Annotated in this window: 9 protein-coding genes; 8 read left to right on the top strand and 1 reads right to left on the bottom strand. The window is 51.6% G+C overall.

The genetic code is table 11. The annotated features are described in order from the left end of the window. Positions 1 to 22 precede the first annotated feature (22 nt). The 4 genes from ABC831_RS16570 to ABC831_RS16585 all read left to right on the top strand — a co-directional run bounded on the left by ABC831_RS16570 (position 23) and on the right by ABC831_RS16585 (position 4,369). A complete protein-coding gene (locus ABC831_RS16570; protein ID WP_343249209.1) occupies positions 23 to 1,678 on the top strand; it encodes a putative polysaccharide biosynthesis protein in 1,656 nt (551 codons plus the stop codon). A gap of 61 nt (positions 1,679 to 1,739) precedes the next feature. Continuing rightward, positions 1,740 to 2,351 carry a hypothetical protein gene (locus tag ABC831_RS16575; RefSeq protein WP_343249210.1) on the top strand — a complete coding sequence of 204 codons (612 nt, stop codon included), beginning with the start codon at positions 1,740 to 1,742 and terminating at the stop codon, positions 2,349 to 2,351. 321 nt (positions 2,352 to 2,672) lie between these two features. Beyond that, positions 2,673 to 3,407, top strand: coding sequence for a sigma-70 family RNA polymerase sigma factor (locus ABC831_RS16580; RefSeq protein ID WP_343249211.1), 735 nt, complete (start codon positions 2,673 to 2,675; stop codon positions 3,405 to 3,407). Continuing rightward, a complete protein-coding gene (locus ABC831_RS16585; protein ID WP_343249212.1) occupies positions 3,404 to 4,369 on the top strand; it encodes an anti-sigma-I factor RsgI family protein in 966 nt (321 codons plus the stop codon). Before ABC831_RS16580 ends, ABC831_RS16585 begins: the two co-directional genes overlap by 4 nt. A gap of 100 nt (positions 4,370 to 4,469) precedes the next feature. Here ABC831_RS16585 and ABC831_RS16590 read toward each other — a convergent pair whose 3' ends face one another. Further along, positions 4,470 to 4,943 carry a pyridoxamine 5'-phosphate oxidase family protein gene (locus tag ABC831_RS16590; protein WP_343249213.1) on the bottom strand — a complete coding sequence of 158 codons (474 nt, stop codon included), beginning with the start codon at positions 4,941 to 4,943 and terminating at the stop codon, positions 4,470 to 4,472. A 406-nt stretch (positions 4,944 to 5,349) separates the two neighbouring features. Between ABC831_RS16590 and ABC831_RS16595 the strand changes: the two genes are divergently transcribed. The 4 genes from ABC831_RS16595 to ABC831_RS16610 all read left to right on the top strand — a co-directional run bounded on the left by ABC831_RS16595 (position 5,350) and on the right by ABC831_RS16610 (position 16,885). Beyond that, complete coding sequence (locus ABC831_RS16595) at positions 5,350 to 6,522, top strand: PepSY domain-containing protein (protein WP_343249214.1); 1,173 nt, start codon at positions 5,350 to 5,352, stop codon at positions 6,520 to 6,522. A 255-nt stretch (positions 6,523 to 6,777) separates the two neighbouring features. Beyond that, positions 6,778 to 7,509 carry a LytR/AlgR family response regulator transcription factor gene (locus ABC831_RS16600; protein ID WP_343249215.1) on the top strand — a complete coding sequence of 244 codons (732 nt, stop codon included), beginning with the start codon at positions 6,778 to 6,780 and terminating at the stop codon, positions 7,507 to 7,509. A gap of 4 nt (positions 7,510 to 7,513) precedes the next feature. Further along, a complete protein-coding gene (locus ABC831_RS16605) occupies positions 7,514 to 8,842 on the top strand; it encodes a sensor histidine kinase (protein ID WP_343249216.1) in 1,329 nt (442 codons plus the stop codon). A gap of 183 nt (positions 8,843 to 9,025) precedes the next feature. Then, on the top strand, positions 9,026 to 16,885 hold the full coding sequence (locus tag ABC831_RS16610) for an MBG domain-containing protein (RefSeq protein ID WP_343249217.1): 7,860 nt from the start codon (positions 9,026 to 9,028) through the stop codon (positions 16,883 to 16,885). Positions 16,886 to 16,931: the final 46 nt, after the last annotated feature.

Consider the following 16,931-nt stretch of genomic DNA (forward strand, 5'->3'; position numbering starts at 1 on the left):
ATAATCGGAACAGAGGTGTCCTATGGGAACAGGACGAAAACGCAGGCAATCTAATTATCTGGTACAGGGCAGTATTCTGGCGGCCGCATCTATTATTGTGCGTCTGATCGGGGCTGTCTATCGAATCCCGCTGACCAGAATTCTGGGGGATACGGGAAACAGTTATTATTCCTGTGCATTTGAGTTGTATTCGATGATGCTGCTGATCTCCTCCTACAGTCTGCCGCTGGCGGTATCCAAACTGGTAGCCGCCCGGATCGGTGCGGGACAGAGGAAAAATGCGCAGCGGATCTATAAGGGCGCCATGGTATTTGCCGGTATCATCGGAACGGTGATCGCGGTGGTTACATATCTGGGAGCGGACTTTTTCACAGGTAAGATCCTGTCCACCCCGGAAAGCGCCATGGCTCTGAAGGTGATCGCGCCGGCCATTGTACTGGTGGCATTTATCGGGGTTTACCGCGGATATTTCCAGGGGATGGGAACTATGATGCCCACCGCGGTTTCCCAGATCATTGAACAGGTCATTAAGACGGCTGTAGGTTTGATCGCCGCTTACTATATGGTGCGGTATGGAATGAAGATCAGTGCGATCCTGGAGAGTGAAGTCTGGGGCGCGGCTTACGGCGCGGCGGGCGCTACCTTTGGTGTGGTGGCGGCCTCCCTCGTGACCATGCTGTTCCTGATGTGGATCTGGAACCTGTACCGGCGGGTAAACCGGCGGGCCATGGCGAAAGACCATTCCAGAAAGCAGGAATCCTACCGGGAGGTCTACCGGATTTTATTTCTTACCATCGTACCGGTGGTGCTGAGCACGGCAGTCTATAATATCAGCGGAATCCTGGATCAGGGCGTTTTTAAGAATCTCATGTATGCCAATGGCTTCGGGGCGGCGATGGTGGATACCCAGTGGGGGATATTTTCCGGCAAGTTTAAGGTGCTGACCAATATCCCCATAGCCATCGCATCGGCCATGGCGGCTTCCACGGTTCCGGTGCTCACCAGGGCCATGGCGGAAGGGGCCGGAGGCGTGGTGAAGAAGCGGACGGACCTGTCCATTCGGTTCACCATGATTCTGACGATCCCCTGTGCCGCGGGATTTTTCGCGCTGGCCGCGCCGGTTCAGCAGCTGCTGTTTCACGATTCCAGCGAGCTGCCCGCGCAGCTTTTGCGGCTGGGAGCGGTATCCGTGGTGTTCTATTCCCTGTCTACCCTGACAAACGGTATCCTGCAGGGAATTAACCGGATGCGGATTCCGGTGCGCAATGCGGCCATATCGCTGGTGACCCATCTGGCCTTCCTGGTCCTGCTGCTCCAGGTATTTCATATGGATATCAAAGCGGTGATCTGGGCGAATATTTTCTTTTCCCTAATGATGTGTATTTTGAATGGGCTGGCGATCCGCAAGCATATGGGATACCGGCAGGAGATCCGCAGGACGTTTGTGGTGCCGGCGCTGTCCTCCGCGGTGATGGGAATCGCCGTATTCCTGATCTATACCGGGCTGATGAAGCTGGTAAAATCAAACACGGTCAGTGTATTGATCGCTATCGTTCTGGGCGCGTTGATCTATCTGTGCGTGCTGCTGCTGCTGAAGGGTGTGAATGAGCAGGAACTTCAGAATTTCCCCAAAGGGAATCTGATCGCCCGCATCGCAAAAAAAGTTCATCTGCTCTAAGAACGCTTCATGTATAATTTCATAAATACAGGCCGATACTATGGAAAAAGGAGGAAATCCTATGAAAAAATATGGTATCGGCCTTTGCATTGCGGCGGTCTTGCTGGCAGGAATCGTATACGGCAGCTACCGCTATTCTTTATATAAATTGGACAATATGGATTTGTCCGGGATCGGTGATACAGATCCGTCCGGCAATGAGTTCCTGACCGTGGACACCATTGACCAGGACCGGATTACCAACACCACCAAATACGTCCTGGAACATTACAATGCGACCGATTTTTCCCTGAAGGAAGAGCAGAAGAACATACCGGCGGAGTTCGTAGGGAAAACCAGAGAGGAACTGATTGAATACCTCAAGACCTATGAAGAGACACCGTCCATCGAGGATCTGGAGGAAGGGCTTACTTCCTTTGAGCTGATCTCATTTTCAAAGGACCGGATCGTGCTGCGCAAGACTTTTCAGCCGCCGGCTAAGGAGTATAAATATTATCTGATCGAGGAAAATGGGTATATTACCGTCTACTATATGGATAAAAAGACGGTCTATGAATATACGGATATCAAAGTGGAGATTCTTCCGGAAGAGATTCAGAAAAAAATTAAGTCAGGAAACTATATTACGGATATTCAGCAGCTGTATAATTTCCTGGAGAATTATTCAAGCTGAGGAAGGTAAGGAAGGCACGCCTTTCCTGAAAGGCTATGAGCCGGACCTCCGGGGCAGCGCACAGGGAGTGAAGCTGCTTCGGGGGCTTTTTGCGCGGTTCTTTCTTAGGGCCTGTTCACATCCTTTTACCTGAGAAATGTACGCCCTTATTCCTGAGAAAACAAGTGACAGACAGTGAAAGGGTATTGTAGAATAGGAGTGGAAAGAAATCGGAGCGCGCGACCCCGAAATTAGAACCGCTGCTCCGCATACTACATATGAGAAGATCTTTGGATTTTATACAAAAGACAGGGCGCAGCAGAAGCGCCACCGGAGGAAAAAATGGACCAGGGCAATCAGATTGTGGATCAGGTCTGTGCGGCAAAGACGGATACCGAAGCTGCGGATGGGTTGATCCGGCAGTACATGGGATTCATACGATCCGAGACAGCGAAGTTTATACATAGAATTCCGCAGGAGGGCCGGGATGATGAGCTGAGTATCGCCATGCTGGCGTTTCACGAGGCTGTGATGAGTTACGAAAAGACCCGTGGGGCTTTTATGAAATATGCGGCACGAGTGATCAGGAACAGACTGATCGATTATTACCGTGCGGAAAAAAGACACCGGGGAAATGTATCCCTGAACAGGCCGGCGGGGGAGGAAGAAGAGGAAGAATTCGTTGATAAGATCGCGGATGAAACAAATAGGGCGGATGAATCGGTCCTTCGCGGTGCTGCCAGGGAGGAAATACTGGAATTCGGCAGACAGCTGGAGGATTTTGGCATCTCATATTCCGAGGTGGCGGAAAACTGTCCAAAACAAAAGCGTACACTTTATGCCTGTCAAAAAGTACTGACCTATGCAAGAGAGCATCCGGCGCTGCTGGATGAATTCCTGCGCACGAAAAAGGTGCCTATGGCAGAAGCAGCCCGGGAAACAGGAGTGGAGCGCAAAACGCTGGAGCGTCACCGGAAATATCTGGTGGCAATTCTGCTGGCCATGACGAATGGGTATGAGATCATCCGGGGGCACCTGTATCAGATCATTCCCAGAAAGGGCGGTGAAGAGGTATGAAATATCTGGTGATGGAGATTCATCCGGGTTACGCGGTTTTGTTAGATGAAGAAGGACGCTTTCTGAAGGCAGCCAATCTGGGATATGAGGTGGGAAGCGAGGTGCGGGACGTTGTAGCGATGCGGGAACCCAAGTCCCGCCGGCGAGGTTTGAATAAGCAGCTGTTTATAATGGCTGCGGCTGCGGCATGTCTGTTCCTGGTACTGTTAGGCGGATACGAAAGGAACTTCGCGACCTATGGGACCGTCCGAATCCAGATCAACCCGGATGTACGCTTATCGGTCAGCCGGACGGACCGGGTCGTGGGAGTGGAAGGAATGAATGAGGATGGAAAAGCTCTGGTCAGGGACTATGATTTCCGGGGGAAGAAAAAGGATCAGGTGACGGATGAATTGGTGGACCGGGCGGTGGATATGGGATTCCTGGCGGACGGAAGCGAAATACGGATCTCTGTCGATTCCTCCGATGCCAAGTGGAAGGAACGCTCTGAACAGGAGATGATTTCAAAATTAGAGAGCCATTTTGCCGGGAGTGCCATGACGATATATATCAGGACAGATGATTCGGGGGAAGATCCTATGTCCTCCAGGGATGACGTTGATGATGCAGAGCCGGATGATACGGGACAGGACAGGGGAACTGACAAGAATCAGGAAGGACAGAAGATGCCGGCAAAGAGCCCGAAAGAGCAGCAGGGAGGCGCCCGGAATCCGGAAAAGCAGAATGCTGAGGAAAATTCCGATGACAGCGATGACGACTCCAAGGATCAGGAGTCACAGGGGGATGATGATGACAGTGAGGGCCGGAATGATCACGATGACTCGAATGATGAGGAAGGTCCGGACGATGACGATGAATCCGACGATAACGATGATTCACAGGAGGAAGAGGACTCGAAGGATAACGGGGAATCGAAGGATAACGGGGAATCCGATGACGACGGGGATTCCGATGATGAATAAGACGTTATGGAACCGGAGCGGACCAGAGGTATGACGGGTGTCATTTGCAGTGATTTTGTTTCAAAAAATGTAAACAGGCCTTTAGGGCCTGTTTTATTTTTTAATGTATATTATTTCGTCTCTTACCTATCATATCGGTAACGGTCATTTTCAAAACAGTTGTGACTTTCATCATATTTGTATTGAATTTAAAATCTTCCGCATGATATTGTCTCATTAAAATCTTTAGCGATTCATATTTATCTTCATCGGGTACGATTTCTATGAGACCATGTCCAATCACGCTCGCATATCCCATTGTACAACTCATTCGTTCTTCGTAAAGAATAAACTGGTGGTCACAATCCATTTCAAATGTCGCGCGGTTGTCCTTTGCGATTAAGTCCAATTTTGTCCCTTTCGTAGCGGCGTGGAAATAGAAGTAAACTTGTTCTCCCTGTACATCCAATCCAAAGTTCAGGGGGACAATATATGGAAAATCTTTATCATTTAATGCAATTCTACATACATCACACTTTTTGATTATCTCAATAATTTCATTAAAATCTGTTATTTCCCTATCTTTTCTTCTCATACTTCCTCCTTGCTGCATTCAAAAATATATTTGATCTATTATAACATGAAGTTAGCAGCATTGTCTTAATTATTTTATATTTGTAGAGGGGACTGGCATCTTTCGGTAGTAAAGCCAGCCCTGCAAGCAGCCGCGTGGAGAAAGGGGCCTGTCCCCGGATGTTGACTGGAATAGATCCCACATCCGCGGAATCAGGCTTATATTTCTTCGGATAGACCTACATCCGGGGACAGGCCCCTTTCTCCACGCAGCTGCTTGCAGGCTGTCTTTACTACCGAAAGATGCCAGTCCCCTCCCAACAAAAATAATTTTTACACCGACCCCGGTTTAAGAAAAATCCTATCGTATCCTACTGATGTAAATAAAAAAGCGTAGAAATGCGAACTATTAAAAGGAGATGGAAGGAATGAAAGAAAAATTGACAACTAAGAAATTAGGCGTGTTCATGGGGATGATATTCGGAGCGATGCTGTTGGCAGGATGTAATGGAAAAGCAGCCGAACCGGTACAGGCGGCTGTTACCGGTTCCGAAGCGGAGAAGTCCCTAAGTGCCGGCCGGCTGCTGCTGAGTGTGAACCCGGAAATAGCTGTAAATTATGACGATGAGGGAGATGTTCTTTCATTAGAAGGATTAAATAAAGACGGCATACAAATCATTGATTCAATGGAGGATTACGAAGGGAAGCCCTGCAAAAAAGTAATCCGTGAAATAGTCGGAAAAATAGAAGATGCCGGCTACTTTGAAACTAAAATCAGTGGAAATGAAAAAAATATTATTCTGAAACTGGAACGGGGATCTAAATATCCAGGCGATGATTTCTTAGAAGAGGTGTCGAACGAGATCAGATCGGTAGTGGATGAAAGACATATGGGAGGTCAGACGATGACCCTTACGGAAGCGAACTATGACGATACTTATGGAGGCAAAAATTATATTAATGCAAAGACAGCGCAGGACCTTCTTAAGACTCAGCTCGGCCGGCAAGATATTAAGTTCCTGGAAAAGGAATATGATATAGAGGATGGAACCTACGAAATCGAATTCATTTTGGACGGAATAAAATATGAGTATGAAGTCGATGCGGCAACAGGTAAAGTAAAAGAGTTAGAAACAGATATACCGGATAGCCAAAAAGATCCCGATGACGACAGCGATGACGATGATGACACCGACGACAGGAATGATGATGACAAAGACGAAGCCGACGACAGGAATGATGACAAAGACGAAGCCGACGACAGGAATGATGACAAAGACGAAGCCGACGACAGGAATGATGACAAAGACGAAGCCGACGACAGGAATAATGACAAAGACGATGCCGACGACAGGAATAATGACAAAGACGAAGCCGGCGACAGAAATGATGACAAAGACGACACTGACGACAGGAATGATGACAAAGACGACACCGGCGACAGGTATGATACCATAGATGATACCGATGATAGAAACGATACGGACGACAAGGACGATACCAAAGACGAAGCTGATGATGATAAGTATGATGACAAGGATAACGATGATGACAAGGATAACGATGATAATACAGACGATGAGCATTACACAAATGAATAGCATGAATGACATTACCGATAGGATAAGCCCATATTAAAATCAAAAATCCAGAGTACATCAACATGGAAACATATGGAAAAAAGGTTAAGACGTTCGACTGGAAAAGCCCGGCCGGACGTCTTATTTCGTATACTCCCGTAAAAAGCGGAGGAAACAGAATACGACATTTACAGTCCTGTTTACAACATTTTTCTTGCAATTCCTATAGATGATCATGCAAAATATAAGTATCAATATTACGAGGGGGAACGGCATATGATTATCGCAGTCTGTGACGATAATGAAACGGAGCGGAACAACCTCGCCGATTGCCTGAGGCATTTACTGCGTGAACGAAGACTGGACGCAGTAGTCTGTGCCTTTGAAAGCGGCGGGGAGATGCTGGCAGCCATGAATGGAAAGGCTTTTCCAATAAACTTTTTGGATATCTATATGGAGGGGATGGGCGGTGTGGAACTGGCACAAAGGATTGCTGAATGCGATCCGAAAGCCGCCATTGTTTTCACCACATCCAGCGCGGATCACATGGCTGAGAGCTATGCGGTGGGAGCTGTTCATTATCTGGTAAAACCCTATACGGAAAACGATGCGGCCGTGGCATTGGACCGCTGCCTGCGGCTGACCGGGCGGCCGGAACCGTATATCGTACTGAATATAGAGCGGGAAAGCAAAAAAGTGTTATTATCCCAGATCCGTATGGTGGAATTCCAGAACCGCTGCTGTCTTATTCGTACCAATCAGGGAGAAATACGGGTTTATATGCGGCTGGACGAATTACAGAGCAGACTTGCAGACCGGAGGTTTCTGCGCTGCCATCGCAGTTATCTGGTGAACCTTGATTATGTGACAGGGACCAAGGGCTCCGATTTCCTGATGAATGACGGAAGCCTTGTCCCCATCAAGCGCGAGGATAAGGCATCAGCGAAAGCGGCGTTTGAGGATTATTATTTTGAAAAACTGCGTCAGACATTAAAAGAAAGGATGTAATAGGATGAGTGACTTTTGGCGGATATTTATATTCAGTTTTTTGTTAAATGCGCCCTACTACCTGCTGTGCTGCATTCCGTTTTTTAGTAAGCTTAAGGTGAAAAAACAAACGCTGATCTCGATGATCTTACTGACTACCCTGATGGTGGCGTTCTATTATGGTATGCGGGAATTACTGCTGCCTGGCGCCCGCTGGCTGGATTCCATTGTGCTGCTTCTTTTCTATATGATCTATCTTGTCCAGTATATCTTTTCTTTCCGGATAGCGCTGTCTAAGCTGCTCTATATTTTTCTGGTTGTACAGGCGTATTCCAATATCTTGAACCTTACCGCCAAATATATCGACATCCGGTTGTTCACAGATGACATGAGCATCGTTGCGTCCACACCATATGGTCTTATCTACCTTGGCTTACTGGTAGTGACCTATCCTATTCTGTATAGATTTTTCCAGAGACGTCTAAGCAGGGCCTTTGACAGTCTGTCAGGGAAAAGCTTCTGGCTTTTAAATGTCACACCGGCACTGTTTTTTATCATAAATATCCTGTATACGTCTGTAGTGATCCGGTCCGCTTTTTCCGATCCGGAGATATTCGCGATCTATTTTCTGGTGCTTCTGACCGGCTTTGTGACCTATTTCGTGACATTGCGTGCGGCTATGGACGCCGCAAAAGGGGCGCGGCTCCAGGCGGATAATGAAAATATCGGGAATCAGCTGGCCTTGCAGGCGCTGAACTATGAACAGCTCACGCAGAACATCGAGCAGACCAGGGCGGCCCGGCACGACCTGCGTCATCATTTGACAGTGATTACGGCATATGTGGAAAAAGATGATAAGACGGGCTTAAATGAATACTTAAAGTACTACCGTGAAAGTCTTCCGGAGGACACCCAAACACCGGTATGCGAGAATTACGCGGTGGATACGGTAGCCAGATACTATATGAACAAAGCGAAGGAAGCGGGGGCGGTATTAGATGTGCGGCTGGTTCTGCCTTGTGACGTGGGGATTCCGGATTCCGATCTGTGTATCATATTCGGGAATCTGTTTGAAAATGCGGCCAACAGTGTGTATAACCAGCAGACGGGAGATAAATTTGTCAATGCCCGCTGCAGCCTGGAAGAGGGAAAACTGGTTCTGACGGTCGATAACTCAATGGGGGACAATAAAAGAAAAGAGAGAGGTGTCGGCCAGTCCTCTGTTACAGCGGTGGCGAAAAAATATGGCGGCGGTGTGAGATTTGAGGCAGAGGGGAAGGTCTACCGCAGTTCAGTCATGCTGCTGCTGCCTGACGCTGTCGGGCAGGAGAAGAAAACTCCGGTACAAGGATAGTATTTTTATATTTCCGCAATGAAATTTACAGATTACGACATTTTGAATACAATTTAGAACAGTTTTCTTTAAAATTAAGAGAAACAACTATATGATAAATGTAAAAGGGATCAATGGTTCAGATACCCACCGGGCAAAGTTGTTGATACATGCGGAGATGATATAGTATGAGGAGGAATCAGCATGAAGAAAGAAAAAAAGGACGATAAGAGAAGAGTGATCAAACGGCTGCTCAGCCTGATCCTCTGTTTGGGGCTGCTCGTTTCAGCCATGCCGTTTACGGCTCTCGCTGAAAATGACGAAATAGGCAGCACAGCAGCGCAGACAGATCCCAACCCTTCACCTTCCGGGCTGCCTGCGGAATCAGATGCGCCTGTTGAACATACCGGACCTTCTGCAGAAGAGGAAGCGGCTCCCGTCCCAACAGAGGAAGCGGCTCCCACCCCAACAGAAGAACCGGCTCCTGCCCCAACGGAGGAAGCGGCTCCCGCCCCGACAGAGGAACCGGCTCCTACCCCGGAATCTTCAGTTCAGCCGACAGCTGCGCCCACAGCCGATGCTATTCCATCTGCAGGTCAGCAGAACCCGGGGGTACTGAGAATCGCCGGCGAGGACGTGGTGGGAACCGGCAGCATGACGGACCCTTTCCAGATTGGAAGTCCCGCTATGTTCCGGGAGATCGCTGTACGTTATAACGACGGGACACTGCGGGAAATCCTGAATGTGGCACCGGACGCTGAGTTGTATTTTCAGCTGGAAAAAGACATTGATCTTACCTCATTTGCAGACGGATGGCAGCCGATCGGGGACAGTACCAGACCCTTTACGGATCACTTTGACGGCGCGGGGTATACGGTGGAGAACCTGGGCGTAAACCAGACGAATGCCGGCCTGTTCGGGTTTATCGGTACGGGAGGTACGGTAGAAAACCTGGCACTGGAAAGCTGTGAGATTACCGGAGACGAAAAGGCAGGCGGTATCGCGGCAGAAAACCAGGGCACGATCCGAAACTGTTCGGTGACCAACGCCTCGATCGTGGGAGAGACGGATGCAGGCGGCATCTGCGGACTCATCGCTGCGGACGGCAAGGTGGAATATTGTCTGTTCACCGGCACAGTATATACAGAAAATGGCAATGCGGGCGGTGTGACCGGTACTTGGCAGGAAGGTACCCTGTCCTCCTGTGCAATCCTGGCGAAGAGTTTGACAGCGCCGGCAGGCCAGTCGGGTTCCGTGGCGGGCGCTTTCGGGCCCGTCAGCGGTATGCTTGGAGAAAACAATATTTATTGGGTAGGCTGCGCCGGGGCAAACGAGGAATATGCCAGTCCGAAATCGAGCGGGGAGCTTATGGACGCGCAGGCGTGGCCCCAGGCTTTTACAACTGAGCCCTGGACTTACGAGCCGTCCCGGATGCCTTCGCTTGGCGGTGCGGCTGCCCTGCTTCCCGGATATCTGGGGAAATTGCCGGGAAATGGCACACAGTCAGATCCCTATCGCATTCAAAACTGGCTGGATCTCGTCTCCTTTGCCGACGACGTGAACAATGGCAATGATTATAAAGGAATGTATGTCAAACTCACCGCGGATATCGAGATGCCGGAGCAGGACAAACAGGACGGGTTCACGCCCATCCAAAATTTTTCCGGCACCTTCGACGGGAACTACAAAACCATCCGCGGCCTGACCATCAGCCTGCCCGGCAGCGTCAGCGTGGGTATGTTCGGCGTCGTGAGGAATGCGAACATCAAGAACATGGTGCTGCAGGACGTATCCATCCTGGGGGACTCTCTGGTCGGCGGTCTGGTGGGCGAGGGGCATGATAGCACCATCGAGGGCTGTTACGTGAGCGGAACAGTGACCGCCACGTATAAGGACGTCGGCGGTGTGATGGGCAGCGGCTTTCAGTGTACCGTACAGAGCTGCTTCGCCGAGGCCGACGTGAGCGGGAAGCACGGCGTGGGCGGTATCCTGAGCTATATGGAGGGCGGCAGCGTTCTGGACTGCTACACCGGCGGGTCACTTACGTCCTACTATGCCGGCTCGATCGCGGGCATCGCCGCCCATCCGGAGCTGGAAACGTGCGTTGTGAAACGCTGTTACAGCACAGCGGTTATCAGGGAGGTGGAAGGTCCTACCCTGGCAGGTATCTACAGCGGCGCGGGCGGCGTGGTTGGCGTAACGGCGGGATATAGTGAGGATATTATCGCGCTGAACCGGACGGTGGGAAATATAAGCGGCACGTACAGCCAGCTGGTCGGCCGGTATCTGGGGACTGCTTCTTCCGGGGAAGGCCTCGCCTACTGGGCCATGATCCCGGGCAATAATATGCTCCCTGCCTATGATAAAAACAGCATGGGTTACAGTGCGTCACAGATACGAGCCAACACAGACGGCATGTGGGACGCTTTTTCCGCCCCTGCGTGGAACCGCGGCAAAGATGGCCTGCCCGTATTGACCGGTGTACCGGGCGCGCTGCAAAAGGGTGCCTGGCCGGACTGGCTTAAGGATGACTACGATACCCTGTATAACGATGTTCCCATGGCCCAGGCCGCAACGAAAACCTACATAATCAAGACGGCCGGCAACCTGGGCTGGCTGAGCAAACAGCCGAACGACCAATTGGATGGCTGGACGCTGGATTTTCAGGCGGATATCTCCCTGAAGGATTACACGGCGGGAATAGGCTGGACACCTATCGGTACCGTTATAAGTACGAACAATTATAAAGATCTGCCCAAACTCACAGTGAAGGGGAATGGGCACAAAGTGTCCGATCTCCATCTCCGTCTGGGCCCCATCGACGCTGCAACAGGTGTGGGTCTGTTCGGGGCACTGGGAAGCGGCAGCAGTATCACCGATCTGCATGTGGAGAAAGCGGACATGAGTTGGGCACTGGGCTCGGTACCCGGGAAATTGGCAAGTTTAAGTGCCGGCGGCATCGTGGGGACTGCCTATAATACGGACATCCGATTCTGCTCTTTCGACGGTACGCTGGATTTTTTGTCAGTTGATATCGTGGGCAGTTGTAATGTTGGCGGCATCGTGGGAGAAGTATTTGGTATACAGGAAGATGCCTATCGTTATTTCTGGTTGGACGGCTGTGCGGTTCGTGGCCAGATTAGAGGGAATACAGCTGGAGGTATCGTGGGATTTATCGGCGCTGCATCGGGAGGATTAATAGTAAGAAAGGGAAGCTACGGCTATGCCATGAAAAATTGCTATAATCTCGCACAGGTGGAGGCTGAAGGGGCTGCCGGCGGATTGATCGGTCGATGTGTGATATTTACCGTGGATACCTATGCGGGGAACTCTTCCCATTCCTTCACCGCAATACAAAATTGCTACAACCGGGGGGAGGTTTGCGGCAAAACAGACGCTGGGGGTCTGGTAGGTAGTTTAGGTAACATGTGTGGTCAGATTGGTCATGAGGATGAGAAGATTACGCTGAATGTATTATCTCAATGTTACAATACCGGCACAGTGCAGACGACGTTAAGTCCGTATGCATACCCCGATGGCTCTTACAGACCACAATACCATGGCGCCGGAGGGCTGGTGGGCTTTCACGAGGTGCTGACGAGTGGTTCAGGTAATAGGACACCGAGCAGAGTTAATCTGTCCGGGTTTTCCCTGGGGCCTTCGATTACCGGATCTTATCCAACGGATCCAATATATGACTGTACACTCACATGCGGCTCTATACTTGGCGCGGATTCAAAGCCCGAGGCCAAGAATGAGGCAAACGTGACGGTTAATCTCGGAATATCCCGGGTGTGGCAGGGACAGAAACTGACCTTGAACGGAATAGCCGAGTCGCCGGGCGGAGTGATAGTGCCGCTGACGAGCGACAGTATCGTGAAGGAAGGGGCTTTGAAATCAGCTTTTACGGGCGTGTGGAATACCGGAGGTGTCATGCCGATTCTGGGCGATGATTATGTCGCCCGGTATGAGTGGCAGACCAGCGCGCCTCCCTCTCATATGGTGGATGCGGATATGGGAGAAATTACCGATCCCGTCACCATCGAAATCCATACGCCTCAAGAACTGGTTGAGGTCTCGAAAAACCATAAATCCAATAAAAATATTACGCTGGAACTGACCAACGATATCGACATGGAAGGCGTCACAGGCTTCGTGCCCTTTAAGGATTTCTCGGGGAAATTCGACGGTAATGGGTATGCGGTAAAGAACCTGGTCATAGATGGTGACAACTCCACTCTGGCCATCGGTTTTTTTGCTAATATCACTCCATATGGGACTGTGCAGTGTCTCTCCCTTGTCGACTGTAAGGTCTCGGGCGCCAGGTATGTGGGCGCGTTAGCAGGACAGTGCAATGGCCAGATCAAAGAATGCGCCGCATTTCGAAGCACCGGGGCCATGATCCGGGAACCCAACGCCATTCAGGTGACAGACGGGTCCATGGTGGGCGGGCTGGTGGGTGCCCTGATCGGGGGAGGCACGATCTATAACAGCTATGCTGCATTGAATGTATATGGGTCATCCTATATCAAGTTTCCGGGAAGGGGCACCGGCGGCCTGGTGGGATTGATCGGTTATCTGGGGGATGATACCGGTTTCGGGATGGACACGGTCAGCAACTGTTTTGCAGCCGGCACCGTACAGGGATACGAATACGCCGGTGGACTGTACGGGCAGATCTATATGGAGAACCCGGATCGTCAGGCATATTCCATAAGACTGGAGAACTGCTACGCCCTTCCCACTAAGATCAGTGTATCCAAAAGCGGCGGCGGGACCGGGCTGGTAGCCGGCAGCATAACCGCCCTCCCGAATACCTTCACCAACCAGTTCGCCTGGAGCGGCCTGCTTGACGGTAGCGCGCTTCCCCAGCCGAACATAGACGGTACGGCTCAGATGGACGTCAAAGCACTGGGGGCGAGCATGAACACAGAACTCCCCGGCAGCTCCTATGGCATATGGAAAAAGGCGTCAGATGACGCCACTCCCATTCTTATGAGGCTGTTGGGCGACCAATACAACTATCTCCCGCTGGAGGTGCAGAGCAACGAACTGGAGCAGGAGAACGGCATATACCTGATCAAAAGCGCAGAGGATCTGGTATGGATGTCTGAGAAGCTTTCGGAGGACAACGCAGCTTACGATAACGGTTCGTACCGGCTGGAAACCAATATACGGCTGGCGGATGTGGTCAATGCCAAAAATCCCTGGCGGCCCATGCCGAACTTTAACGGTACTTTTGACGGAAATGGCAAAACCATCACGATAACGGACCTCTTTGCCGCAGGAAATATGGCCGGGCTGTTCGGGCAGGTCGATAGCGAAGCTGTCATCAAGAACCTGACGGTGGAGGGGAATATAAGCGGCGACATCTACAATGACTATGGCACTTTCGTGGAAACTTACGCTGGACTGCTGGCAGCCCGGATGTCGGGGACTGTACAAAATGTCACAGCCAGGGGGCAGCTCACCGCCAATGCGTGGTCTGTGGGCGGTCTGGTCGGCAGTCTGGAAAACGGCGGCGTAATAGAAGATTGTGTCAACCGCGCCGCCATCAATGTGGATCAGCTCCCCAATTCGCAGACCACGTCCCGGACAATAGGGGGGATCGCCGGGGTGTGCAGCAACAGCACGATTACCGGGTGTACCAACACCGGGGCGGTTCTGGCTTCAAAGGAAGCAGAGGGCTGCAGCGGCGGTATTACGGGTCGGCTGATCCCCGGCACCGTCCGTCTGTGCCAAAATGGAGGCATCATCCGGGGCAGGGTCGGCGGCGGCATCGCGGGCTTAGTGGAAAAAGACGCAGCAGCGCCCGCTCTCAGGGCCGCTGTCATCGAGCGCAGTTTTTCCACAGGAGCCATCAGCGCCTTCGTGGGGGCGGGAGGTATCACAGGGGACTATGGATTTACTCCGGATGGCTGGATCCAGGACTGTTACTCGACCGGCACCATCACCGGTGGCGTATACGCAGGCGGCATCGCGGGCGTCCTTAGCGCTTATGTTATGAATGGGAAGAGATCCGGCATCCGGAACTGCTACAGCATTGCTGACGTCTCCAGCCCGGGAAACAGCACGGCTGGTATCCCAGGCAGCGCTGCAGGCGGTCTGATCGGTAAAATGTACGGAACAGCGGGAAAAGAGTATGTGGCGCTGCAAAACGCGGCAGCGCTGGGCTACCAGGTGGAAGCGCAGTCCTCCGACCGGGACAGGATATTAGGCAACCTGGAAGAATCAGGGGGTACCGGATCAGGCGTCAGCGCTTATATCAGTAATAGTTACGGTTTTGACGGGATGAAACTCTCCCCTGCGGGCGCCGGGGCCAACGGCGCCGCCGGAACGGCGGTATTGAAAAACCGTGTCTGGGAAAAGAGCTTTTGGGCGGATGACGTGGGCTTTGACCTCGAATCAGTCTGGGAGATGCAGTTGAATTCCTCGGGGGAAAGCAAGCTTCCCATCCTCCGCGGTCTTGGCGGGCAGGATGGAACGATGCCCATGCATCTGGTGTCCTATGAAAGAGGGGAATCTACGCTTAAGGTAGAAGCTTCCATGGAGGAAGTGGACTTTAGCGACCAGGAGCGGAAGGTGCTTCTCGTAGCTGAACTAACAACAGACGCCAGCCAGAAAAGGCTGATCTGGGACTGCGACGATACCAGCAGGAGAGCAGGCGTAAGGCTTGAGGAAGACCCGGATCAAAACGCGCTGTGCAGCCTGATTCTGCCGGGAGGATTTTCCGGTGCTGTGCAGATCACCGTTACCCATGCGGCCAACTCGTCCCTGAACGCCGGTGTCACGGTCACCGCGCTTAACATCAGTCTGCCTGAGAACCTGTCTGCCACCTACGGCGATTCTCTCAGGGATATCCAGTTACCGGCCGGCTGGGGGTGGGAAAATCCGGATACCTTTGCCGGCAATGTAGGAAAGAGGACTTTCCCCGCTGTTTATGGAACCAATACAAAGAGGGATCTGGAAGTGAACGTGGAGAAATGCCCCATTACGGTGAAAGCTGACGATCAGTCCAAATTCTTTGGCGGCACAGACCCGGCATTCACCTGGACCGTGACAGCGGGAGCCCTGGTGCCGGGGGATCAGGAACAGTTCGGCGGCAAACTGGGCTATACAGGCTCTGATCTAGGTGATTATGTGATCGTCCAGACAGAACCGTTGGCTCATCCCAATTACGATATCACATATGAGGCCGGAACCATGAGAATCCTTCCCACGCCCGGTATGCAGGATGTTATTAACATCATTCAGGCGCTGCCTCAGCCGGTGGCTTCCTATATAGATGCCGACCAGGTGGCAATGGCCACGAACGCATTTGATGCGCTGCCGGCAGATGAACAGGGGCAGATCCCTGCGGATGTCCGGAACAGGCTTGAAAATGCCCAGAGGGAGTCGGGGGAAGTAAACCATAGAAATGCGGACACGGCTGTTACCGGCACATTCCTTCCGTGGTATGTGCGGATATTGGCAGAACGTATCCCGGAAGATGACAGAAGGTTTGTCTGGCTTAAAGGGGAACTGGAAAAGAAGGAACCGGAAAAGAAGGAACTGCTGGCCTTATATGACTTCGTCTTGGAGGATACGCGGAACGGGGAATCCTATCCGGTGCCCGCAGGAAAGACCGTGACGCTGACCCTGAGTAATATGCCTGTCTCAGGAAGAAGCGGCATAGGTGTCGTGCATGTGAAGGCAGAAACTGAGATCAGTTTTAAACTGGAATACCTGAACTGTAAGGCAGACAACACGACGGTGCAGTTTGAGACAGACAGCTTCAGTCTGTACGGCGTATTTGCGGAGGAGTCCGATGATCCTGGTCCGCAGCCAACGCCGACCCCGACCCCGCAGCCGACTCCAACTGTGACTCCGCAGCCAACTGCGCAGCCTAATTCATCGGACGGACAGGATGGGGCACAGAATGATACGCAGTCAGGCGTAGAGAAGAGTCCGGAGACAGGGGATTCGGCCCATCCGGTGTTCCTGTTCCTGCTAATGGCGGTATCGCTGTGTGCGCTTGCGGTACTGGTGATACGCAGACAAAAAGGTAAAAGGCATATAGAATAGATTTTATTTCTGGAGGATCTCAGGAATATGGTCACCCTGTTAAGGG

It is taken from the genome of Diplocloster hominis (assembly GCF_032380655.1).
Lineage (GTDB): Bacteria > Bacillota > Clostridia > Lachnospirales > Lachnospiraceae > Diplocloster > Diplocloster hominis.